The organism is Arthrobacter echini, assembly GCF_004803505.1.
Taxonomy (GTDB): Bacteria; Actinomycetota; Actinomycetes; order Actinomycetales; family Micrococcaceae; genus Arthrobacter_D; species Arthrobacter_D echini.
In genome coordinates this window covers 68,738-91,183 of the sequence record NZ_SSWH01000007.1, presented here as the reverse complement: position 1 = coordinate 91,183, position 22,446 = coordinate 68,738, and the positions used below count along the sequence as shown (strand labels likewise).

Below are 22,446 nucleotides of genomic sequence, written 5' to 3'. Positions count from 1 at the left end.
GACCTGATCAGTAGCGGAAGCTCCGGGTCTGCCAGCAGCGCACGTGCCAATGCCTGCGGTCGGCCAGAGCGGCCTCGTGACCGAAGAAGGAGTCCTCGCGCCAGACGACGAGGTGGGCTGTTCCGGGCAGGATCGACCTGTTGCAGCCCGGGCAGGTATAGGTCTTGGATGCATTGCGCTCCGTGATGCGCCGTACCGCCCATTCCCCGTCGGGCGCCGACTCGTGCTGCGGTATCCCCGCGCGGGCACGCTCGAGATCGATCTCTGCAGGCGCGGTCCACTTGGACCGCGCCACCACGGGTCGCTTCGGACGATTGGAACGGGGCACCACCCCAGTTTGCCATTCGGCGCCCCCTCCCTTCGCACCCCGAGCACCACCAGTACCGTTCACCGGACGGTAGAGTCGTCGTCGTGCGTCTCGTCATTGCCCGCTGCTCCGTCGACTACATCGGCCGGCTCCGGGCTCATCTGCCTCTGGCCACGCGGCTGCTCCTGGTCAAGGCGGACGGCTCCGTCCTCGTCCACTCCGACGGCGGCTCCTACAAGCCGCTCAACTGGATGAGCCCCCCGGCCTCCCTCCGGGTCACCGAGCCCGACGACGCCGAGCGTGCCGAGGGGATCATCGAGATCTGGACGGTGCAGCACGCCAAGACGGATGACCGGCTGGTGATCGCCATCCGGGAGCAGCTCCACGACTCCTCGCACGATCTCGGTGTGGATCCGGGACTCGTCAAGGACGGCGTCGAGGCCGATCTGCAACGCCTCCTCGCGGAGCAGATCGATCTCCTGGGCGCCGGCTCCACCCTCATCCGCCGCGAGTACATGACGGCCATCGGTCCGGTGGACATCCTGGCGCGCGACCCCGAGGGACGCACCGTGGCCATCGAGCTGAAGCGGCGCGGGGACATCGACGGCGTGGAGCAGCTCACACGTTACCTGGAGCTGCTGGGGCGGGACCCCAACCTCGCACCCGTTCGCGGCGTCTTCGCCGCCCAGCAGATCAAGCCGCAGGCCCGCGTCCTGGCCGCGGACCGCGGGATCGACTGCCTCACGCTCGACTACGATGCCATGCGCGGCGTCGACGACAGCGCCTCCCGCCTGTTCTAGTATCGTCCGGGTCCCGCCGCTCCCGCTTCCGGCCGGTCCGTGAGGGGACCGCCTAGACTGGCGACCATGGTCCTGTCGAACGGAACGCCCACTGCCCTCTCCGGCCGCCTGGTGACCGAAGCGGGGATCGTCGAGGACGGCGTCCTGCGCTGGGACGGCACCCGCATCACCGAGGTAGGTCCGGCCCCGGAGGGGTCTCCGGGATCCGACCCGGTCACCGAACCCGTGCTGCGCCTTCCCGAGGGGTATCTGGTGCTCCCGGGGCTCATCGATCTGCACTGCCACGGTGCCGCCGGAGGAGACTTCACCTCGGGCTCGGCCGCGGACATCGAGACGGCCACCAGGCACCTCCATCGCAGCGGTTCGACGTCCGTCCTCGCGAGTACCGTCGCCGCACCGCTGACGGACCTCGAGCGGTCCTTCGCCCGGCTCGCCGACGCAGCGGACGCCGGTCTGCTCGCAGGCATCCACGCCGAGGGGCCCTTCCTCTCGCCGGAGCGCAGCGGCGCTCACGATCCCGCGTTTCTCCGGCTACCCGTCCAGGACGACGTCGCGCGGCTCGTCGCGGCGGGTCGCGGACACCTTGCCTCCATGACCTATGCCCCGGAGCTGCGCGGCAGCGACGTCCTCGTCTACGAGCTCGTGATGCACGGCGTCATCCCCTCCATCGGGCACACGGACAGTTCCTCGGAGCAGACCGGGGCGGCGCTGGATCTGATCAACGAGGAACTGGCCTCCACGGGCTTCGCAGGTTTCAGCGGCAGGCCCACGGCCACCCATCTCTTCAATGCGATGCCCGCGATCCACCATCGCTCCCCGGGCCCGGTACCGCTGCTGCTGCAGCGCGCCCATGCGGGAGAGATCGCCGTCGAGCTCATCGCCGACAACGTGCACCTGCACGCCGACACGGTCCGCATGGCCTTCACCATCGCCGGCTCGGAGAACATCCTCCTGGTCAGTGATTCCAACGCAGCGACGGGCACCGAATCGGGGATCCACCGACTGGGCGGCAGCGACATCACCCTGGTGGACGGCACGGCGGTGCTCACGGCGACGGGCGCCCTGGCCGGCGGTTCAGGCACCCTGCTCGACGTGGTCAGGACCACCGTCGCAGCGGGAGTGGATCTGCGCGACGCCGTCCGCTCGGCCACGGCGGTGCCCGCCGCCGTCCTCGGTGTGTCCGACGAGCTCGGCTGCCTGGGGCTCGGACTGCGGGCGGATGCCGTGATCGTCACGCCCGGACTCGAGCTCAGAGGCGTGCTGCGCAACGGTGTGTGGGTACGTCCGCTCGAACTCGATGCCTGAGCGCCCGGCAGCGCCGGGTCGGCCCACCACATCTGAGCGTCAGCGCCAGGTGCCGATACCGATCACCGGACCGGCCTCGATCCACGAGGACAGACCTGCGTAGACGTCGTACTGCATGGCGAGGTCGAACGACTCCCCGTCGTGGGTGAGCTGCACGATGATCGCGCCGGGCGGGACCCGCGTGCGCTCGGCGTCCGTGGCTGTCCGCCACCCGGCGACGGAGAGGGAGCTGCGCAGGAACCGGAACCTGGGGATCGGACTCAGCGAGAGCAGACTGAGCCACTCCAGATGCCGGTCCGTATAACGACAGACCCCCACCCGCCAGCCGCTGGGCGGAAGGCGGATGGAGGCGTCGACGGTGCCCAGTGCACGCGCGAGGTGGTACCGGCGGAGCAGGAAAGCACCGAGCACGCCGATGAGCAGGGCGAACCCGACCGCCAGGACACCGAACGCCGCTCCCAGAGGCTCCACCGTGGGACCTTAGGGCGCTTCCGAGGGCACTGAACCACCGACCTGCGCGTTGTCCGCGACGATCACCACGCGGTTCGAGTCGACGGAGAAGAAACCGCCGTCGACCCCCACCACGATCCGCTCCCCGCTCACCGGTACCACGGCGAGCTCCCCCGCCTCGAGGACCGCGAGGATCGGGGTGTGACCGGGCAGGATCCCGATATCACCGTTGGAGGTGCGGGCACTGACCGAGCGGGCGGCACCCGACCACACGAAGTGGTCGGCGGCCACGATCTCGACCTCCAGTTCACCGTTGGATGCCATCGGTGCTAGCTGCCGCTCTGCTCTTGGATCCTGGCCCACTGGCGCTCGACGTCGTCGAGTCCGCCGATGTTGAAGAAGGCCTGTTCCGCGATGTGGTCCAGATCGCCGTCGGCGATGGCGGCGAATCCCTCGATCGTGTCCTTGATGGACACCGTGGACCCCTCGACCCCGGTGAACTGCTTGGCGGTGTAGGTGTTCTGCGAGAGGAACTGCTGGATACGGCGCGCCCGCGCCACGACCACCTTGTCCTCCTCGCTGAGTTCGTCGATGCCGAGGATCGCGATGATGTCCTGCAGTTCCTTGTTCTTCTGCAGGATCTGCTTGACCCGGACCGCCGTGTTGTAGTGGTCCTGACCGATGTACTGCGGGTCCAGGATGCGCGAGGTCGACGTGAGCGGATCCACGGCCGGGTACAGGCCACGGGAGGCGATCTCCCGGGAGAGCTCCGTCGTGGCGTCCAGGTGCGCGAACGTGGTGGCCGGAGCGGGATCGGTGTAGTCGTCGGCCGGGACGTAGATGGCCTGCATCGAGGTGATCGAGTGCCCCTTGGTCGAGGTGATGCGCTCCTGCAGCAGGCCCATCTCGTCGGCCAGGTTGGGCTGGTAGCCCACGGCGGACGGCATGCGGCCCAGCAGCGTCGAGACCTCGGAACCGGCCTGCGTGAACCGGAAGATGTTGTCGATGAACAGGAGCACGTCCTGGTTCTGCACATCGCGGAAGTACTCCGCCATGGTCAGGGCCGACAGTGCCACGCGAAGACGCGTTCCCGGCGGCTCGTCCATCTGGCCGAAGACGAGTGCGGTGTCCTTGAGCACTCCCGCCTCCTCCATCTCGACCCAGAGGTCGTTGCCCTCGCGCGTCCGCTCGCCCACACCGGCGAAGACGGAGGTGCCACCGAAGTTGCGGGCGACGCGCGTGATCATCTCCTGGATGAGCACGGTCTTGCCCACTCCGGCGCCGCCGAAGAGCCCGATCTTTCCACCCTTGATGTACGGGGTGAGCAGGTCGATGACCTTGATACCGGTCTCGAGCATCTCCGTCGAGCCCTCGAGGGAGGCGAAGCTGGGAGCGCTGCGGTGGATGGGCCAGCGCTCGGAGATCTCCAGCGCGGACTCCTCGACGTCCAGGGGCTGACCCAGGACGTTGAAGATGTGGCCCTTCACGCCCTCACCGACCGGCACCGAGATCGCCGCTCCGGTGTCCTGGACCACGGTGCCGCGGACGAGTCCGTCGGTCGCCTGCAGTGAGATGGCGCGGACGAGGCTGTCACCCAGGTGCTGGGAGGTCTCGAACGTGATCTTGCGGGTCTCACCGTTCAGGGTGACCTCGGTGGTCAGGGCGTTGTACATCTCGGGAATTGCATCGGCCGGGAACTCGACGTCGACAACCGGGCCGATGACGCGTGCAATGCGGCCGGTGGCGCCGGGGGTGACGGAGTCCGTACCGCGTTCGACAGTGTTGGCAGTCATCTCTCTCACTTCATTCATGTAGCTGGCGTGGGGCATCTAGCTGATGGTGCGCCCGGCGTCCGTGGGAACTCCGGGGAGGACGTCAGGACGCGCTGAGCGCGTCTGCGCCGGCGACGATCTCGGAGAGCTCCTGCGTGATCTCCGCCTGGCGCGCGGTGTTGCGGAGCCTGGTGTACTGCTTGATCAGCTCCGTCGCGTTGTCGCCGGCCGACTTCATGGCCCGCTGGCGCGCCGCGAGCTCGCTGGCCGCGGACTGCAGCATCGCCGCGAAGATCCGGGACTCGATGTAGCGCGGCAGCAGGGCGTCGAGGACTTCCTCCGGTGCCGGCTCGTACTCGTAGAGCGGCAGCAGGTCGCCGGGCTGCTGCACCTGTTCCTCGACCACTTCGAGTGGGAGCAGACGCATCACGGCTGGTTCCTGGACCACCATCGAACGGAACTTCGTGTAGACGACGTGGATCTCGTCCACTCCGCCCTCCTCGAAGTCCGTCAGGAAGGTGGACAGCAGGGCTTCCCCGATCTCACGCGCGGTCTCGAATTCGGGAGCGTCCGTTCCTCCGGTCCACACCCGCTCGTAGTCCCGACGCCGGAAGTCGAAGTACTGCTGGCCCTTGCGTCCGACGACGTACGCCTGGATCTCCTTGCCGTCCGCACGCAGTACCTCGAACAGGCCCTCGGCCTGCTTCAGGGCACTCGCCGAGTAGGACCCGGCAAGACCACGATCCGAGGTGAGGACGAGAACGGCGGCCCGCCTGACCTCACTGCGCTCCGTCGTCAGGGGATGATCGACCTCCGTCTGCGAGGATACGGCTGAAACCGCACGGGTGATCGCATTGGCGTACGGCAGGGCCGCCGACACACGCGAGCGTGCCTTGCCGATGCGAGACGTCGCGATCAGCTCCATCGCCTTGAAGATCTTCCGCGTCGACGTGGTCGAGGCGATCTTCTGGCGGTAGACCCGGATCTGGGCTGCCATGAGTGTCCTTTCTTTCGCTCCCGTCCTGGAAGCGATCGTGCCGGGGTCCTGCGGGCCGGGAGGATCCTGTCCTCCCGGCCCCGCCGGTTCCCTAGCGCTTCTGCCTGACGATCTTCTCCTGCTCGACCGAGTCGGCGTCGATCGCCTCGTGCTCCTCGTGCCCGGCACTGAAGCCGTCGGCACCCTGACCGAAGAATCCCTGCTTGAAGTCGATGATCTGACTCTTCAGCTCCTCGGTCGTGGAGTCCTCCATCTTCCCGGTCTGGGCCAGGGTGGTGAGGATCTGCGACCTGTGGCCGAGATGCTCCAGGAACTCCGTCTCGAAGCGGTTGATGTCCTCCACCGGTACGTCGTCGAGATAGCCGCTGGTTCCGGCCCAGATGGAGACCACCTGCTGTTCGACGGGCATGGGTGAGTACTGTCCCTGCTTGAGCAGCTCCATCAGGCGAGCACCGCGGGTCAGCTGCTGGCGTGAGGCCGCATCGAGGTCCGAGGCGAACATCGCGAACGACTGCATGTCGCGGTACTGGGCGAGGTCCAGCTTCAGCGTTCCGGAGACCTTCTTCATCGACTTCACCTGTGCGGCGCCACCGACGCGCGAGACCGACACCCCGACGTCGACAGCAGGACGCTGGTTGGCGTTGAACAGGTCGGACTGCAGGAAGATCTGGCCGTCCGTGATCGAGATGACGTTGGTCGGAATGTACGCAGAGACGTCGTTCGCCTTCGTCTCGATGATCGGCAGCCCCGTCATGGAGCCCGCCCCCAGATCGTCGGAGAGCTTGGCGCAACGCTCGAGGAGACGGGAGTGCAGGTAGAACACGTCACCCGGGTACGCCTCGCGTCCCGGCGGACGGCGAAGCAGCAACGATACGGCGCGGTACGCCTCGGCCTGCTTGGACAGATCGTCGAAGACGATCAGGACGTGCTTGCCGGCATACATCCAGTGCTGACCGATCGCGGACCCCGCGTAGGGAGCGAGGTACTTGAAGCCCGCCGGGTCGGACGCAGGGGAGGCGACGATGGTCGTGTACTCCAGCGCACCCTTCTCCTCCAGCGTCTGACGCACGGCGGCGATGGTCGAGGCCTTCTGGCCGATGGCCACGTAGACGCAGCGAACCTGCTTGTCCACGTCCCCCGAGGCCCAGTTGGCCTTCTGATTGATGATCGTGTCGACGGCGATAGCGGTCTTGCCGGTCTGCCGGTCACCGATGATCAGCTGACGCTGACCGCGACCGATCGGGATCATGGCGTCGATGGCCTTGAGTCCGGTCTGCATCGGCTCGTGCACCGACTTGCGCTGCGTCACCCCGGGAGCCTGCGTCTCGAGCGCGCGGCGACCCTCCGCCGCGATCTCCCCGAGATCGTCGATGGGCTGGCCCAGCGGGTCCACGACACGGCCCAGGAAGGCATCGCCCACCGGGACCGAGAGGATCTCGCCCGTACGGTGCACTTCCTGTCCCTGCTCGATCCCGGTGTAGTCCCCGAGGACCACGACGCCGATCTCGCGGGTGTCGAGGTTCTGCGCGAGTCCGAGCGTGCCGTCCTCGAATCGCAGCAGCTCGTTGGCCATGACGGAGGGCAGACCCTCCACACGGGCAATTCCGTCACTTGCGGTACTCACGCGTCCTACTTCGACACGCTCCGCATTACCGGGCTCGTAAGACGCCGCGAAGTCGTTCAACGCACTGCGGACGTCTTCGGCGTTGATGGTCAATTCGGCCATCTCAGTCCCTGCTCTCCTGTGTTGTAGGTCCCCGCGGCGTGCCCGGCGACCGGTGGATGTATCTGTGGATGTGACTCGGCTCCGACGGCGCGCATGCGCCTACCCTGCCAGCTTCCGACGCAGCTCCGACAGTCGCGTGACGACCGTCGAATCGACCATCTCGTCCCCGACACTGACACGGACCCCGCCGATGAGCGAGGGATCGACGGTGACGTTGATCTTGAGCTCCCGGCCGTACAACGCGTTCAGGCCCGCCTCGAGCCGCTCGAACTGGTTGGCCTGAAGTGGTTGCGTGACGCTCACGTGCGCGATCCAGCGCTGCTGACGTGCTGCGACCAGCTCAAGGAACCGGTCGACGAGCGCCGCCGGCTTGAGCCCGCGGGGCGCTCGCACCGCCTGCGTGATCAGCAGGGCTCCGGCCGGCCCCGCCCCCGGGACGAGCTTCAGCGCGAGTTCGATCTTCGACTCATCCGCCGCCTGCGTCTGGGACAGCGCCCTCTGCAGGTCGTGGTCGGAGGCCACGACCTGGATGAAGGAGAACAGCTCGTTCTCCAGCCGATCCAGCCCCTGGGCACCCTCGCCCTGCTCCGCCACCGCGATCACCACGGTCGCCGCGACCTGCTCGAGAGCGTCTCCCAGGTCCCGGACACCTGCCCAGCGCTCCTCGACCAGCCTCCGGACCACGTCCGAGGCCTCCGCGGAGACGCGCCCGGCGATCAGCTGGTCGACCAGGGTCGCCTTGTCCTCGCCGGTGCGCGACGGATCCGTGAGCGCCCGGCGCAGTCCTGCACTGGAATCGAGGATCGACAGAACCCCGAAGAGCTCCTCGGCCAGCGCCAGGCTCGCCCCGGAGAGCGTCGGCTCGAGCTCCTCGAGCACCGTGGCCAGGGAGACGCTAGAGATACCGGCCATTACTGTGCTGCACCTGCGCTCTGCGAGGAGGCTTCCAGATCCGCCAGGAACCGATCGACCACGCGCGAGGAGCGGGCGTCGTCCGCAAGTGATTCGCCGACGATCCGGCTTGCCAGCTCGGTCGCGAGCATGCCGACCTCGGACCGGAGCGAGACGAGGGCCGCCTGCCGCTCGGCGTCGATCTGGACCTGCGCCTGCTCGGTGATCCGAGCGGACTCCGTGGCAGCCCTCGCCTTGAGATCGGCGAGGATCTGGGCGCCTTCGGCACGCGCTTCCTCGCGGATGCGATTGGCTTCGGTACGGGCGTCCGTGAGCTGCTGCCTGTACTCGCTGAGAGCCGCATCGGCTTCGGCCTGGGCAGCCTCGGCCTTGGCGATACCGCCCTCGATCGCCTCCGTGCGCTCTGCAAAGGTCTTCTCGAACGCCGGCATGACGTACTTGACGACGATGAACAGCAGAACCGCGAAGCCGACCACGGTCACCAGCAGTTCCCAGACGTTCGGGACCAGCGGATTGGCGGTGGTCTCTACCGCCATGATCGCTGTACTGAGCATGTGTCACCCCTCTTTCTTCAACGTGTCGACCATCTTCCGGGAGCGGACGCCGCTAGGCGCCGATGACGAACGCGAAGACGAGGCCGAGGATGGCGAGCGCCTCGGTGAGTGCCAGGCCGAGGAAGGCGATGGGCTGGAGGACACGCTGCGCCTCGGGCTGGCGGGAGACACCGTTGATGTAGGCCGCGAACACGAGACCCACACCGATACCACCGCCGATCGCGGAGAGACCGTATCCAACGAGGTTGAGGCTACCCTGTACTTCCATTGTGTTCCTTTCAAGATGCCGCACGGGTGCGACAGGTTGCTTGGGATCATCCCCGACGGGGAAGACATGTGTGAATCAGTGGGCGTCGGCGTGCAGCGCGCCTTCGATGTAGATCGCGGCGAGCAGCGTGAACACGTAGGCCTGGAGGACCATGATCAGTGCCTCGAGCATGTACATCGCGATGAAGCCGAGGAGCACGAGCACGCTGGTCCCCTGCAGGAGGATGCTTCCGCTTCCCACCATGTAGGCGATGGCCGATCCGGCGAGCGTCACGATGAGGTGTCCGGCGAGCATGGTCGCGAACAGTCGGAGCGAGTGCGTGACCGGGCGGACGATGAAGTTCGAGATGATCTCGATCGGCACCACGATGATCAGGATGGGCCAGGGGACCCCTGAGGGGACCACGGCCAGCTTCAGGTAGCGGAGCCCGTGCTTCTTGAGCCCGATGCCCACCCACAGCACGAAGAAGATCGCGGCGATGGCGTAGGCGCTGCCCGGGTGCGAGAACGTGGGGATCTGCAGGAGCGGGATCGCGCCGAAGATGTTGTTCACCAGGACGAAGAAGAACGCGGTGAACAGCCAGGGGACGTACTTCATGAAGTCCCGGCCGCCGATGATGTCCTTGCCGATGGAGTTGCGCACGAACCCGTAGGCCGACTCCCCGAGGAACTGGAGTTTGCCGGGCACGAGCTGCCGACGTCGTGAGGCGATGAGGAAGAACGTCGCGATGATGATCACGGAGAGGATCATCAGCGCCATCTGCTTGCCGAAGCCGGCCTCGAACATCACACCGTACTCGCCCCCCCAGGGAAGAATGTTGGGGTAGTGGGTGTCCTCGATCGTGGGGGCGATGAAGCCGTCGTCGGTTGTCGTGGCCGGGAGCGCAAGCGCGATCAACGCGTTTCCTCTCTGCAGTGTCCATCGTTGGGCAGGATGTGTTCGGCCACCGTATTACTGGTCCGAGTCATGAAACTTGTGGACGTCATGTCGTTCCTGTCCCGGATCCGGATGCCGTCCCGGACCCGCTGGGCGGATCATCGGAGTGGTGCCGGATGAGATTGTGCATGTGGGAGAGATAGAAACCCCCTGCTGCACCGAGGAACGCTCCCAACAGCACCAGGAAGCGCGTGTCGAGGACATAATCCAGGCCCCAGCCTATCAAACTCCACACCAGGATCCCGCCAACGATGTAGCTGAAGACCGCGATGCCGGCGTTGTAGCCACCGTTGGAATACCGTCCGTCGTCGCGTGCGCGCACGGGTTCCACCGGCTCCACCGGTTCAGGGGCTCGTGCCGTCCGGCCTGCCATGTCAGCGTCCTTCTCTCGAGGGGTCCTTCGGCGCCGTGAGCGGCGTGAGTGCCGGCGCCTCGTCGTCGTAGCGGAGGGTCCGGATGCGTGAGAACGTCCTGATCTCCGCGATCTGCCACACGATCACGGTCACGAGCGCACTGACGAAGAACCAGGTGGGATCCAGCCACGCGGGCGTGCCGAGGATGAACAGGGCCGCCCCGAATCCGACCACCTTGATCGCATAGGTGAGCACGAAGAGGCCGAGGGCACCCGATGGGTTCGATGCCCCGGCGACATGTCCGATGAGCAGGGAGATGCCGAAGAACACGATGACGAGGACCGCACCCAGCAGCACGCTCGACGCCGCCTCCGGCGAGGTCGCGATGAGCGCCGCTGTTGCCAGGACGAGAGCTGTCACCGATCCGGCGAGGGTGCTGCGGCCGAGGATCCTCAGCCAGGGGGACGCTGTGGGGGCGGAGACCTCTATCAGGGGGTGTCGATCGGCTCCGGTCATCGGATGATCCGGTCGTGGCACGCGTTGTCCGCTCTGTCGATGTCTCCCGGCGGCTCCCGGCCGGTCCGCGGCGGGGAAGCCTCACTGATACGGCCCTCGGTCGGTCCGTATCCGGCGCCTACCAGCCTACCGCACCACGACGGCACGGGCTCAGTTCCCCACGGCCCTGCCGGAGGTTCGGGAGCCGGTGAGAGCACGGAAGAAGCGCGGCGAGTACAGGTACAGCGCGACGACGACGGCCGTCGCCACGGCGGCACCGACCGCGAGTGCGGGTGGAGCCGTCGCGGCGACGAATCCGGCGGCGCCGGTCAGCGCCGACATGAGACTGACGAAGATCGCCACCTGGACGTGGGTCAGCCCGGTGTCGGTGAGCCGCTGGTACACGTGGTGGCGGTGTGCTGCGTACAGTCGCTCCCCGCGACGTACCCGCCCCAGGAACGTGACGAAGGTATCCGCCAGATAGATCAGTACCGGCGAGAGCAGGTACTCGAGGAACACTCCGGCCAGCAATCCCGTCACGGCGATCGCGGCGACCGAGGCGCCGAGCAGGTAACTGCCCACGTCGCCGAGGAACACGAAGCCGCGGCCGAGGTTCCAGGGCAGGAATCCCGCGAATGCGGCGGCGACCACCACACCCGCGACCGTGAGCCACAACTGGTCGCTCAGCACTCCCGCCCACGCGTAGAAGCCACCGACGACGATCCCGTGCATGCCGGAGATCCCATTGATGCCGTCCATGAAGTTCGCCGCGTTGGTGTAGGTGGCCACGGCGATGGCCCCGACCGGGACCCACCAGTAGCTGCTCTCGTTGATCGTCGTCGCGAGGGCAGCCGTACCGACCGCGCCGATGCCCAGTTGCACGGAGGCGCGGGTCCTGATCGACAGCCCCCGGAAGTCCTCGATCCAGCCCAGGGCCGATGCGGCAGCGACCATGCAGAAGATGATGAGGATCAGCGAGCGGTCGACGGCGACGAGACGCGTGGCGAGTGAGAGGGCCAGCGCGACGAGGACGGCGACGGCGACGGCGACGCCCATCCCCCGGATCACGACCGTCGTGTGCGAGGAACGATCGTTCGGGATGTCGAGCACACCAAGTCGGCGCAGCAGGGGTGCCACGACGATCGGCAGGAGCAGGGACAGTCCCAGCGCGACGAGGCCGACGACCAGGAGCAGCGGGTTCATGACAGCGGCTCCGCGACGTCCGGGGTGCGCTGGTCGTTGCCGGCGGACTCGAGACTGCGCTGCCCGAAGCCGCCGTCGGCCTTCCACTGCTGCAGACTCAGCCGGGTGGGATCGAGCGCCGCCACCGAGGTGTGCGAGATCTTGGGGTGCAGCGGCCGGGAGTCGTTCTCCCCGATTCCCATGAGGTCCTCGTGCATCTTCTCCCCCGGCCGCAGACCGGTGAAGACGATCCTGATGTCCCTGCCGGACATGGCGATCATGCGCTGAGCCACATCGAGGATCTTCACGGCCTCACCCATGTCGAGGATGAGCACCTCGCCTCCCTTGCCGATGGCCCCGGCCTGGACCACGAGCTGGCACGCTTCGGGAATGGTCATGAAGTAGCGGGTCACCTCGGGGTCCGTCACGGTGAGGGGCCCACCGTTGCGGATCTGCTCGGTGAAGAGCGGAAGCATGGAGCCCCGGCTCCCGATCACGTTGCCGAAGCGTACCGAGACGTACTGCTGGCCGGTCCGCTCCGCATGCCAGGAAGTGAGCTTCTCCGCCACCCGCTTGGAGTGACCGAGGGCGCTGGTGGGATCCGCCGCCTTGTCCGTCGAGATGTTGACGAAGTTCGTCACGCCCACCGCTGCCGAGGCTCGCAGGACGTTGAGCGAACCCTGGACGTTGGTCTTCCAGGCCTCCTCCGGGTACTGCTCCAGGAGGGAGACATGCTTCAGGGCCGCCGCATGGAAGACCACCTGGGGTCTGCGGTCCTCGAAGATGTCCAGGAGCGCGTCGGCGTCGCGGATGTCTGCCAGGACGGTGTCGCGGCCCGTGAGCAGTCCGCGTCCGGTGAGGGAGATCTGGGTGGTCTGCAGGCCCGTCTCGTCCCGGTCCAGCATGATCAGCTCCGCGGGCGAGAACCCGTCCAGCTGCCGGCAGAGCTCGGAGCCGATCGAGCCCCCGGCGCCGGTCACGAGCACGCGTTTGCCGGTGATGTACCCGGCCACCTCGTCGGGGTGGATGTCCACCGGCCGCCTCCCGATGAGGTCCTCGACGGCCACCTCGCGGAAGTCGGTGATGGCAGCGCCGGGCGCGCCGAGGATGTCGCGCAGCGGTGGCAGCACGAGCACCCGGATCCCGAGACCGGCCACCAGATCGGAGATCCGGCGGACCTGCGCGGCCTCGACGTCGGCGAACGCGAGGACGAGGACCGACGCCCGAGTGCGCGAGGCGATCTCGCGCAGGTCGTCGATCGAGCCGAGGACCGGCACGGTGGACAACCTCAGATGCTTCTTCGAGGCGTCGTCGTCGATGAGGCCCACGGGGAAGTAGGGGGATCCTGGATCCTTCATCATCCGGTCCACGAGCGAGTTCCCGAGGAAGCCTGCTCCGTAGATCAGCGTGCGCTGGGCGTCCTCACCCGGTTTCGTCTTGCTCTCCACGTACATGCGCTTGAGATACCGCGTGGCCGCCAGGAACATGCAGGCGAAGGGGAAGGCGATGACGCCGATGCTCCGTGGCACCGCGAGCACCGGGAAGAAGGCGACGCTGACGAGCACGAGGATGACGCCGACCAGGACCGCCACGATGACCAGCAGCTTCGCCTCGTGGAAGCTGCCGAAGCTGTATCTGCCGCGGTAGAGCGCGAAACTCAGCCCCACGCCGAGCTGGGAGATCACCGCCACGGCGCAGAACACGACGACGCCGGGTACGTTGATCTCGTTGACCAGCAGCTCGTACCGGAGAATCAGGGCGAGCAGGATCGCCACGATCCACGCGACGGCGTCGAGCAGGTACTGCGACCACAGCCAGATCGCGGGTTTGTCACCTGGGGATGTCGTCCCCCTGGTGGACCCCGGGGTGCCGGAAGCGCCCCCGTGCTCGTCCCTGTGTTCCGTGAGTCCCATATGTCCTAACAGTGCCAGACCGTACCCGCGTTCCCGGTGCTGCACGGCTCGTGTCCGGCAGCAGTGGTACCGGAGCGTTCCGGGCAGGGGCGGAGCACGGTGTAATAGACTTGCGTCCACGAAGAGAATACCAACTGCACCGCGTGTGCCCTGATCGCTGTGCACCGCCTCGGCGCGGCCGGGAAGGAATCTGTTGCACGTCCCCGACGTCGGCGCCGAGCGCGTGTTCATCATCATCACGACCTTCGACCGGGCCTCCTATCTGCAGCAGCTCCTGCACTCGATCGCGCTGCTCGACCCGCGCCCGGACGGCGTCGTCGTGGTGGACAACGCGAGTACCGATGAGACGCCGGAGATCCTCGCCGCCGCCGAGCTGCCCTTCCCGCTCGTGGTCGAACGGCTGCCGCAGAACATCGGCGGCTCCGGCGGGTTCGCCGCCGGCATGGTGCGCGCTCTCGCCGAGGGGGCCCGGTGGCTCTGGCTCATGGACGACGACGTCGTCGCCCTCCCCGATGCGCTGGCATCCTTCCAGCCGTGGATGCGGCGTTACTCCTGCATCCACGGTCGCCGGTACGACGCCGCCGGAGAGCCGTTCTTCTGGCAGCATCTCCTCAACGACACTCTCGGGGTCCACCTACCGGTCCGCGGCGACGTCTTCGTGGACTCACCGGTCTTCCATACGAATGTGGGCTGTTTCGAGGGGATGCTGGTCTCCGCCGACGTGGTCCGGGAGATCGGGCTGCCGGACGCCAGGTTCTTCCTCAACGGGGACGACACGACGTACGGCTGGCTCATCTCGCAGCGGTACCCCGTGGCGTACGTGGACTCCTTCGTCCTGCGCAAGACGCGCGCCCAACGCCAGATCGATCTCGGCGTGCGGCACCTCAACGACTCGAGTGATCTCTCACGCTTCTGCGGGATGCGCAATCGCGGTCATCTGGCGCACTATCTCCAGCTGCACGACCGGTTCAGCAGGGTGGGATTCGGCCTCGGCACCGCCCTGTCGGCGGGCAAGGAGATCGTCCGGCTGATCGCCGTCGAGCGCTCCCTGTCCGGACTCGGCGCGCTGTGGCGCGGCTGGCGTGCCGCGCGAATCATCCTCCATGATCCGACCTGGCGCCCTGAGCCCCCACTGACGGAAAGCTCCGGAGCGGCGGGAGCATCCCGGTGAGCTGGGCGGTCGTCGGAGGCAGCGGGTTCGTCGGGTCTGCCGTGCTGCGCGCTCTCGATGCAGCGGGGATCGAGGCCTGCTCCGTCGTGGCACCCCGCTTCGCCACGGATGCCGAGACGGTGCCGGAACTGCTGGCGGAGGCCGCCCGCACCGATCACGGCGCCCTGCAGTCAGCGCTGCGAGGTCACGACGTCGTCGTCAACGCCGCCGGGCTGGCCACCCCGTCGGCACCTGCGGGCACGGAGCTGCTCGGCGCGAATGCTCTGCTGCCCGTGGTGATCGCCCGAGCGGCGGCCGCAGCCGGGGTACGCCGCGTCATCCAGCTCAGCAGCGCCTCCGTCCAGGGACGCACCCACGTGCTCGACGAGACGGCCACCGTGCGTCCGTTCTCCGCCTACTCGCGCAGCAAGGCGCTCGGCGAACAGGCACTGGCGGCCATGGACACCGCGCAGTTGCCGGTGGTGATCCTGCGGGCCACCTCGGTGCAGGGCCCGGACCGGGGCACCACGACGTCGCTCGGGAAGCTCGCCGCGTCGCCGTTCGCCTCGGTCGCAGCTCCCGGTACGGCGCACTCGCCCATCACCTCCGTCGACGCCCTGGCCGATCTCGTGCTGATGATCGGTCGCCACCGCTCCGAAGTGCCGAGGATCGTGCTGCAGCCCTGGGAAGGACTCACAGTACGTTCCGCGCTCCAGGCCGCAGGCGGACGACCGCGTCTGCTGCCGGCCGTCCTGTGCCGGATCGCCGTCGGGACCGGATTCGTCGTCTCGTCCCTGCTGGGCGGACGCCTCGATGCACAGGTGCGCCGCACCGAGCTCCTGTGGTTCGGCCAGGACCAGGTTCCCGGGTGGGCCGCGGCGCAGGGCCTGGTCCCGCAGCCCCGGGTGCAGGACGTCCTGGCCCACGTCGGCGGGAACCGGGGTTCACGTGCCGGCTGACGCCGCCGATCCGTCAGCCGATCCGTCGGCCGCTGGTCCGGGCGCCGACCGATCCACCGCTGACGCCCCGGCGGCAGGCGGCCCCACCACTTCATCGTCCGTACCCGCAGGAGCGGGCGTCACCTCGGCGTCCTCGCTGCCGGCAAGACCCGGCACCACCTCGCGGAGGCGGGCGAGCGACAGCGTCCCCTGCCGGACGATCCGCAGCACCTCGCCCGTCGCGTCGACGATGGTCGAGCCGGCGATACCGTCGTCGGCCCGTGGCCCCGCGTCGAGATAGACGGCCACCGACTCGGCGAGCTGGGCCGCAGCCTCGGCCGCGGTCGTGGCCGCCGGCCGGCCCGTCCGGTTCGCGGACGAGACCGCGAGCGGGCCCGTGAGCGCGAGCAGTTCGAGGGCGACGTCGTCGTCGGGCACGCGAAGCGCGACGGTTCCCATGGTGTCGCCGAGGTCCCAGCTCAGTGAGGGCTGCGCGTGGCAGATCAGGGTGAGTGCCCCTGGCCAGAATGCCTCGGCGAGCGCCCGTGCATCAGGATGGACGTTTACCGCGAGTCCGTCGAGTGTCTGGATCCGGGGTATCAGGACCGGAGGTGGCATGGCGCGCCCCCGCCCCTTGGAGGCGAGCAGCGTGGCCACTGCCTGTGGGGAGAAGGCGTCCGCACCGATCCCGTAGACGGTGTCCGTCGGCAGGACGACGCACTGCTTGAGCTCCACGGCCTGGTGGGCAGCAGAGAGTCCCTGGCTTCGCTGGGCGGGATCGGAACAGTCGTAGCTGGATATCACCATGTCATCCTTCCACTGCCGAACGTGACGACGCACATCGGCGGCACCCGTGCTGACCGGTTCCCGCGCACTGCCTCAGGAGGACGGCGGCGGGCCGAAGCCCCGGCCCCGCAGCCCGGCCGAATAGGCGGCGAACCAGGCCCGCAGTCCCCCGATGTCGCGCTGCGTGAGGAAGTAGTAGGGGAACCCGATGACGTCGGCCCCGAACCACCGCGGATTGCGGTACTTGCGGGCCAGGTACGCGCGATTCCGGAAGTAGGAGAAACGCTTGAAGTCGCCGTCCGGGATCACCGGGGTGAGGAAGCCCCCGAAGATCGGCTTCATCTCGGACCACGTCGCGGGATGACGCACGGCCACGCTCGTCAGCGTCCCGTAGCGCAGACCGGCCCTTCTGACCCGCGCGAGGAAATCCACCTCGTCCCCGCGGATGAAGTACTTCATGTCCGGCAGGCCGATTCTCGAGAAGACCTCCGCGCGGATGAGCGCACCGTTGAAGAAATGGACCATGTTCGGCAGATAGCCCCTGGCCTCCAGGGTGGCGCGGTCGTTGGTGAGCAGTCCGTTGATACGGAAGTTGAAGGACAGTCTGGTGGGATCGGAGGTCGCCACGACCAGCGGACTGACGACGTCGAGGCGGTGCTCCTGCGCCGCGCTGAGCAGCTCGGCGAGGCAGCGTTCGTCCTCGGGGTGTCCGTCGTCGTCCATCAGCCAGATCCACTCGGCGCCGCTCGCGACGGCGGCGAGGATCGCGTAGGCGAAGCCGCCCGCTCCCCCGAGATTGGCCTCCGAGCGCAGGTAGTCCAGCGGGCCGTCGAAGGCATCGACGACGTCACGGGCCGGTGTGGTCCCCGAGTCCACGAGGGCGATCGTCCGGATGGGCGCGCTCTGCGCCGCGAGCCTGTCCAGGAGCAGGGCGAGCTCCCCGGGCCGGTCGTAGGTCACGGCGGCGACGGCGACGGCAGGTGGCGGCACAGCAGGGTCCGTCGACGCCGCGCCGTCGGGCCCGGTTCCGGCCTCACGCGTCATCGCGTGCCCGTCGTGGGCGTCGTCGGCGTCGTCGGTATCCGGCCGGATCGCTCTCCGTTGCGCACCGCGCTCGTCGCCCGGTCACGATCCGTCAGGTCCTGGTGTGTGGTCACCGCGGTCCACGAGCCCATCCGCTCGAGGAAGTCGGCGACGTCGGCGGCCTGCGTCTCGGCGTGCTCCATGACGAAGTAGCCGCCCGGTCCGAGAAGCCTGGCGGCGGTCGTGGCGGCAGCACGCGGCAGGTCCAGCCCGTCCATGCCCCCGCCGTAGAGTGCCTCCTCCGGATCGTGCTCCGCGACCTCGGGATCCACCGGGACCGCGCCGACCGGGATGTACGGCGGGTTGGACACCACGACGTCGAACGAGCCGTCCTGCTCGGGCAGCGCCGTCGCCAGGTCTCCCTGCGTCAGGTGCACCCCGAACGGTTCGAGATTGCGTGCCGCCCAGGCGAGAGCGAGCTCGCTGAGCTCGACGGCGTGCACCTCGGCTCCGGGGACCTCGTCCGCGATGGCTGCAGCGATCGCACCTGACCCCGTGCCCAGATCGACGATCCTCGGCCGCTCCATCCCCAGCGCCCGATCGATCGCGAGCTGCGCCACCGACTCCGTCTCCGGCCGCGGCACGAAGACCCCCGGGCCGACGGAGAGCTCGACGCGGCGGAAGAACGCCGTGCCGGTCAGATGCTGCAGCGGTACACGCGCGGCCCGTTCCCCTACCAACTCCTCGAAACCCTCCGGAGCGGGGATCCCGGTCAGCACGAGCGCCTGCAGACGACCCCGTGAGACCCCCAGCAGGTGTGCGGCGAGCAACTCGGCATCCACGCGTGGGCTGGGAACGCCGGCTTCCCGGAGCTGCTGCTCGGCAGCACGTAGCGCGTCCTCCACGACTACTCGTCCGCGCCGATGGCGTCGAGACGGGCCTGCTCGTCCAGCTCGATCGCCGACTGCACCACCGGCTCCAGCTCACCGTTCATCACGGCGTCCAGATTGTAGGCCTTGTACCCTGTGCGGTGGTCGGCCACCCGGTTCTCCGGGTAGTTGTACGTGCGGATGCGCTCCGAGCGGTCCATGGTCCGGATCTGCGACTTCCGGATGTCCGAGTTCGCGGCGTCGATCTTCTCCTGCTCGTGCGCCAGGATGCGTGAGCGGAGCACGCGCATGGCCGCCTCACGGTTCTGCAGCTGCGACTTCTCGTTCTGCATGGCCACGACGATCCCGGTGGGGAGGTGCGTAATCCGGACCGCCGAGTCCGTGGTGTTGACGGACTGTCCGCCCGGACCCGAGGAACGGTAGACGTCGATCTTCAGATCGTTCTGGCTGATCTCGACCTCCTCCGGCTCGTCGACCTCGGGCAGGACGAGCACGCCCGCGGCGGAGGTGTGGATGCGCCCCTGCGACTCGGTGACGGGCACGCGCTGCACCCGGTGCACGCCGCCCTCGAACTTCAGCCGGGCGTAGACGCCCTCGGCAGGATCGTTGGAGGAGCCCTTGATGGCCATCTGGACGTCCTTGTAGCCACCGAGATCGGACTCCGTGGCGGAGAGGATCTCGGTCTTCCATCCGCGGGACTCGGCGTAGCGGGTGTACATGCGCAGCAGGTCCCCCGCGAACAGGGCGGCCTCGTCGCCGCCCTCACCGCCCTTGACCTCGATGATCACGTTCCGGCCGTCATTGGGGTCCCTCGGGATCAGCAGTCGGCGCAGCCTCTCCTGCGCCGCAGCGAGCTCGTTCTCCAGGTCGGGCACCTCCGCGGCGAACTCCGGGTCCTCGGCCGCCATCTCCCGCGCTGCCTCGAGATCGTCGCCGATCGTCCTCCACCGGTTGTGCGCGTCGACGATCCGTCCGAGCTCGGCGTACCGGCGTCCGAGCCTGCGCGCCAGCGCCTGGTCCGCGTGGACCCCCGGATCGGCGAGCTGGTCCTGCAGCTCGGAATGCTCGTCGAGCAGTCCCTGGATGGATTCGAACATCGGGTGTACCTCTTTCGGCGTGTGCAGCCAGTCTATGAAGGACGAGACGGCAGAAATGACCACCCGATCGGGGCTGGAGCGGTCACGAGTGCGATCTCGGCGCCGGAACCACCGGCTTAACAGCAGCAGCCGCCCGGGACACCCGCCTACTGGCGGGTCCCGGACGGCTGGCCAGGGTGCTAGTCGGAGTCCTTGGAGCCCAGCGTGGTCTTCTGGACCTGCATCAGGAACTCCACGTTGGACTGCGTCTCCCGGATCTTGTTGGTGAGCAGCTCCAGGGCCTGCTGGGTCTCGAGACCCGACAGCACACGGCGCAGCTTCCACATGATCTTGACCTCGTCGGGCGAGAGCAGATTCTCCTCCCGGCGCGTCCCGGAGGCGTTGACGTCGACGGCGGGGAAGATGCGCTTGTCCGCGAGATTGCGCGACAGCCGCAGCTCCATGTTGCCGGTGCCCTTGAACTCCTCGAAGATGACCTCGTCCATCTTGGACCCGGTCTCCACGAGAGCGGTGGCGAGGATGGTGAGCGACCCACCGTTCTCGATGTTGCGAGCGGCGCCGAAGAAACGCTTGGGCGGGTAGAGCGCCGCGGAGTCGACGCCGCCGGAGAGGATGCGGCCCGACGCCGGAGCGGCCAGGTTGTAGGCGCGTCCCAGGCGTGTCATCGAATCCAGCAGCACGACGACGTCCATGCCCATCTCCACGAGGCGCTTGGCCCGCTCGATCGAGAGCTCCGCGACGGTGGTGTGGTCGTCGGCCGGCCGATCGAAGGTCGAGGCGATGACCTCGCCCTTGACCGTGCGCTGCATGTCGGTGACTTCCTCGGGACGTTCGTCCACGAGGACCATCATGAGGTGCACCTCAGGGTTGTTGATCGTGATGGCATTGGCGATCGACTGCAGGATGAGGGTCTTGCCGGCCTTCGGCGGGGACACGATGAGCCCGCGCTGACCCTTGCCGATCGGAGCCACGAGATCGATCACGCGCGGACCGATCTTCTTCGGATCCGTCTCGAGGCGCAGCCGGTCCGACGGATAGAGCGGTACGAGCTTGGCGAACTCGACGCGATCCGTCAGTTCCTCCGCCGGCTTGCCGTTCACCGAGGTGACGCGGACGAGCGCGTTGAACTTCTGGCGTGTGCTCGCCTGGGTCTCGCCCTCACGCGGAGCGCGGATGGCCCCGACGACGGCGTCGCCCTTGCGCAGCCCGTGCTTCTTGACCTGGGCGAGCGAGACGTAGACGTCGTTGGGACCGGGCAGGTATCCCGAGGTGCGCACGAACGCGTAGCTCTCGAGGATGTCGAGGATGCCTGCGACGGGCAGCAGGACGTCGTCCTCGGTGACCTCCACGTCGTCGACGTCGGGGTTCTGGTTGCGCCCCCGCCTGCGGTCGTTGCGGTCGTTGCGGTCGCGGAACCTGTTGTTGCGGTCCTCGCCGGAGTTCCCGCCGCGATTGGAGCGGTTACGGCGGTTGCGACCGCGACCCTCGTCGTCGTTCGAGGTGTTCCGGTTGTCGCTGCGGTTCTCATTCCGGTTGTCGCTGCGGTTCTCATTCCGGTTGTCGCTGCGGTTCTCATTCCGGTTGTCGCTCCGCGCGTCGCTCCGGTTGTCGCTCCGCGCGTCGCTCCGGTTGTCGCTGCGGTTCTCGTTCTGCTTGTCGCTGCGCGCGTCGTTCCGGTTGTCGCTCTGGCCGTTGCTCTGCTTGTCGCCCTGGCCGTTGCTCTGACCGTCGGCGGGTGCGGAGGTGTTCCCCGAGCCGTTGTTCGAGGAGTCGTCGCGATTGTTGCGCGAGCGGGTCCGACGCTCGCCGCGGCCCTCGCCCTGTGCCGGCTGGGTGTCGGTCGATGCGTTCTCCCCGGCGTTCTCCTGGGCCGGGCTCCCGGAGCCGTCCTGGGTCTCGCCCGGCTCGGACTGAGCGTCAGCGCGGTCCTCACCCCTGCGGTTGCGGCGATTGCGCGACTGCCGATTGCCGGTTTCGCGATCACCGCGCTCCTGCTGCTCGTCGGTCGGGGCCGAGGAATTCGGGGACGCCGTCGTCTCGGCCGGACCCTCGCCCGCGGTGCCGGTCTCGGACGCGGTGCCGGTCTCGGCCGCGGTGGTGGAGACGACGCCGTCGCTGACTGCGCGCCGATTACGGTTGCGCGTGCGGGGCTGGCGCTCGGCGGGCGCGGACTGTGGGGTCGAGGACTGCTCGCCCTCGGGGGCAGCGGCCGGTGAGGTGGCAGGAGCGTCGGCCGCGGCTGCGGGGCTCTCTGCATCGGCGCTGCGTGGGCGCGTGGCCTGCTGGCGATCCGCGACGGCGCCGCCGCGCTGATGGTCGGAGATGGCGGACACGAGATCGCTCTTGCGCATCCTCGACCCACCGGTGATGCCGAGCTGACCGGCCAGGGCCTGTAGTTGAGCGAGCTTCAGGCCTGCAAGGCCGCTGCTCTTCGAAGCTGGTGCGCCGGCTGCTGCAGCGTCTTGGGTGGCCACACCTGGTAACAGGTCAGTGGTTTCAGTCACGAAGGATCCTTCCCCCTCGTCGGGCGGCCATCTGATCGGTGGTCCGCGATGGTTTGCCTGTGCCGCGATGCGGTCCGGGCGGCCGGTG

Annotated in this window: 23 protein-coding genes; 4 read left to right on the top strand and 19 right to left on the bottom strand. The window is 68.0% G+C overall.

Annotated elements, in window-relative coordinates; genetic code table 11:
• Positions 1–7: 7 nt before the first annotated feature.
• Positions 8–328 carry a hypothetical protein gene (locus E8P82_RS09410; RefSeq protein ID WP_168796538.1) on the bottom strand — a complete coding sequence of 107 codons (321 nt, stop codon included), beginning with the start codon at positions 326–328 and terminating at the stop codon, positions 8–10.
• A gap of 83 nt (positions 329–411) precedes the next feature.
• Here E8P82_RS09410 and nucS point away from each other — a divergent pair, with 83 nt between their 5' ends.
• Positions 412–1,107, top strand: a complete 696-nt coding sequence (nucS, locus tag E8P82_RS09405; RefSeq protein ID WP_136454334.1) for an endonuclease NucS — start codon at positions 412–414, stop codon at positions 1,105–1,107.
• A gap of 66 nt (positions 1,108–1,173) precedes the next feature.
• The gene (locus E8P82_RS09400; RefSeq protein ID WP_136454331.1) at positions 1,174–2,412 is read left to right on the top strand and encodes an N-acetylglucosamine-6-phosphate deacetylase; all 1,239 of its coding nucleotides are present in this window, start codon (positions 1,174–1,176) and stop codon (positions 2,410–2,412) included.
• Positions 2,413–2,451: 39 nt separating this feature from the next.
• Here the strand turns inward: E8P82_RS09400 and E8P82_RS09395 are convergent, their stop codons facing one another.
• From E8P82_RS09395 to E8P82_RS09335, 13 genes are all read right to left on the bottom strand, one after another.
• Entirely contained in the window at positions 2,452–2,883 is a 432-nt protein-coding gene (locus E8P82_RS09395) for a DUF2550 domain-containing protein (protein ID WP_136454329.1), read from the bottom strand.
• Between the two features lie 9 nt (positions 2,884–2,892).
• Complete coding sequence (locus E8P82_RS09390; protein WP_136454326.1) at positions 2,893–3,186, bottom strand: F0F1 ATP synthase subunit epsilon; 294 nt, start codon at positions 3,184–3,186, stop codon at positions 2,893–2,895.
• A gap of 5 nt (positions 3,187–3,191) precedes the next feature.
• On the bottom strand, positions 3,192–4,655 hold the full coding sequence (gene atpD, locus E8P82_RS09385; RefSeq protein WP_136454325.1) for a F0F1 ATP synthase subunit beta: 1,464 nt from the start codon (positions 4,653–4,655) through the stop codon (positions 3,192–3,194).
• 82 nt (positions 4,656–4,737) lie between these two features.
• Positions 4,738–5,631, bottom strand: coding sequence for a F0F1 ATP synthase subunit gamma (locus E8P82_RS09380; RefSeq protein ID WP_136454322.1), 894 nt, complete (start codon positions 5,629–5,631; stop codon positions 4,738–4,740).
• 91 nt (positions 5,632–5,722) lie between these two features.
• The gene (atpA, locus tag E8P82_RS09375; RefSeq protein WP_136454320.1) at positions 5,723–7,357 is read right to left on the bottom strand and encodes a F0F1 ATP synthase subunit alpha; all 1,635 of its coding nucleotides are present in this window, start codon (positions 7,355–7,357) and stop codon (positions 5,723–5,725) included.
• A 99-nt stretch (positions 7,358–7,456) separates the two neighbouring features.
• Positions 7,457–8,269: a F0F1 ATP synthase subunit delta gene (locus E8P82_RS09370; RefSeq protein ID WP_136454318.1), complete on the bottom strand. Its 813-nt coding sequence runs from the start codon at positions 8,267–8,269 to the stop codon at positions 7,457–7,459.
• Entirely contained in the window at positions 8,269–8,823 is a 555-nt protein-coding gene (locus tag E8P82_RS09365; RefSeq protein ID WP_136454315.1) for a F0F1 ATP synthase subunit B, read from the bottom strand. The genes E8P82_RS09370 and E8P82_RS09365 overlap by 1 nt, the downstream gene beginning before the upstream one ends.
• Positions 8,824–8,875: 52 nt before the next feature.
• Positions 8,876–9,091: an ATP synthase F0 subunit C gene (locus tag E8P82_RS09360; protein ID WP_136454312.1), complete on the bottom strand. Its 216-nt coding sequence runs from the start codon at positions 9,089–9,091 to the stop codon at positions 8,876–8,878.
• 75 nt (positions 9,092–9,166) lie between these two features.
• A complete protein-coding gene (gene atpB / locus E8P82_RS09355; protein ID WP_136454309.1) occupies positions 9,167–9,988 on the bottom strand; it encodes a F0F1 ATP synthase subunit A in 822 nt (273 codons plus the stop codon).
• An 85-nt stretch (positions 9,989–10,073) separates the two neighbouring features.
• Positions 10,074–10,400, bottom strand: coding sequence for an AtpZ/AtpI family protein (locus E8P82_RS09350; RefSeq protein ID WP_136454306.1), 327 nt, complete (start codon positions 10,398–10,400; stop codon positions 10,074–10,076).
• A gap of 1 nt (position 10,401) precedes the next feature.
• The gene (locus tag E8P82_RS09345) at positions 10,402–10,896 is read right to left on the bottom strand and encodes a hypothetical protein (protein WP_136454303.1); all 495 of its coding nucleotides are present in this window, start codon (positions 10,894–10,896) and stop codon (positions 10,402–10,404) included.
• Between the two features lie 150 nt (positions 10,897–11,046).
• Positions 11,047–12,078, bottom strand: coding sequence for an MraY family glycosyltransferase (locus E8P82_RS09340; RefSeq protein WP_136454301.1), 1,032 nt, complete (start codon positions 12,076–12,078; stop codon positions 11,047–11,049).
• Positions 12,075–13,970 carry a polysaccharide biosynthesis protein gene (locus tag E8P82_RS09335; RefSeq protein WP_136454299.1) on the bottom strand — a complete coding sequence of 632 codons (1,896 nt, stop codon included), beginning with the start codon at positions 13,968–13,970 and terminating at the stop codon, positions 12,075–12,077. Before E8P82_RS09335 ends, E8P82_RS09340 begins: the two co-directional genes overlap by 4 nt.
• A gap of 193 nt (positions 13,971–14,163) precedes the next feature.
• Between E8P82_RS09335 and E8P82_RS09330 the strand changes: the two genes are divergently transcribed.
• Both E8P82_RS09330 and E8P82_RS09325 read left to right on the top strand, forming a co-directional pair.
• The gene (locus tag E8P82_RS09330; RefSeq protein WP_168796537.1) at positions 14,164–15,141 is read left to right on the top strand and encodes a glycosyltransferase; all 978 of its coding nucleotides are present in this window, start codon (positions 14,164–14,166) and stop codon (positions 15,139–15,141) included.
• Positions 15,138–16,079 carry an NAD-dependent epimerase/dehydratase family protein gene (locus tag E8P82_RS09325; RefSeq protein WP_246021174.1) on the top strand — a complete coding sequence of 314 codons (942 nt, stop codon included), beginning with the start codon at positions 15,138–15,140 and terminating at the stop codon, positions 16,077–16,079. Before E8P82_RS09330 ends, E8P82_RS09325 begins: the two co-directional genes overlap by 4 nt.
• Here E8P82_RS09325 and E8P82_RS09320 read toward each other — a convergent pair.
• From E8P82_RS09320 to rho, 5 genes are all read right to left on the bottom strand, one after another.
• Complete coding sequence (locus E8P82_RS09320; protein WP_136454523.1) at positions 16,065–16,862, bottom strand: L-threonylcarbamoyladenylate synthase; 798 nt, start codon at positions 16,860–16,862, stop codon at positions 16,065–16,067. The genes E8P82_RS09325 and E8P82_RS09320 overlap by 15 nt on opposite strands.
• A gap of 75 nt (positions 16,863–16,937) precedes the next feature.
• The gene (locus tag E8P82_RS09315; protein WP_136454292.1) at positions 16,938–17,888 is read right to left on the bottom strand and encodes a glycosyltransferase; all 951 of its coding nucleotides are present in this window, start codon (positions 17,886–17,888) and stop codon (positions 16,938–16,940) included.
• Positions 17,885–18,772 (bottom strand): peptide chain release factor N(5)-glutamine methyltransferase, encoded by an 888-nt coding sequence (prmC, locus tag E8P82_RS09310; RefSeq protein WP_136454290.1) that lies wholly within the window; start codon positions 18,770–18,772, stop codon positions 17,885–17,887. Before prmC ends, E8P82_RS09315 begins: the two co-directional genes overlap by 4 nt.
• A gap of 2 nt (positions 18,773–18,774) precedes the next feature.
• The gene (gene prfA, locus E8P82_RS09305; protein WP_136454287.1) at positions 18,775–19,854 is read right to left on the bottom strand and encodes a peptide chain release factor 1; all 1,080 of its coding nucleotides are present in this window, start codon (positions 19,852–19,854) and stop codon (positions 18,775–18,777) included.
• Between the two features lie 179 nt (positions 19,855–20,033).
• Positions 20,034–22,358, bottom strand: coding sequence for a transcription termination factor Rho (rho, locus tag E8P82_RS09300; RefSeq protein ID WP_136454284.1), 2,325 nt, complete (start codon positions 22,356–22,358; stop codon positions 20,034–20,036).
• Positions 22,359–22,446 lie beyond the last annotated feature (88 nt).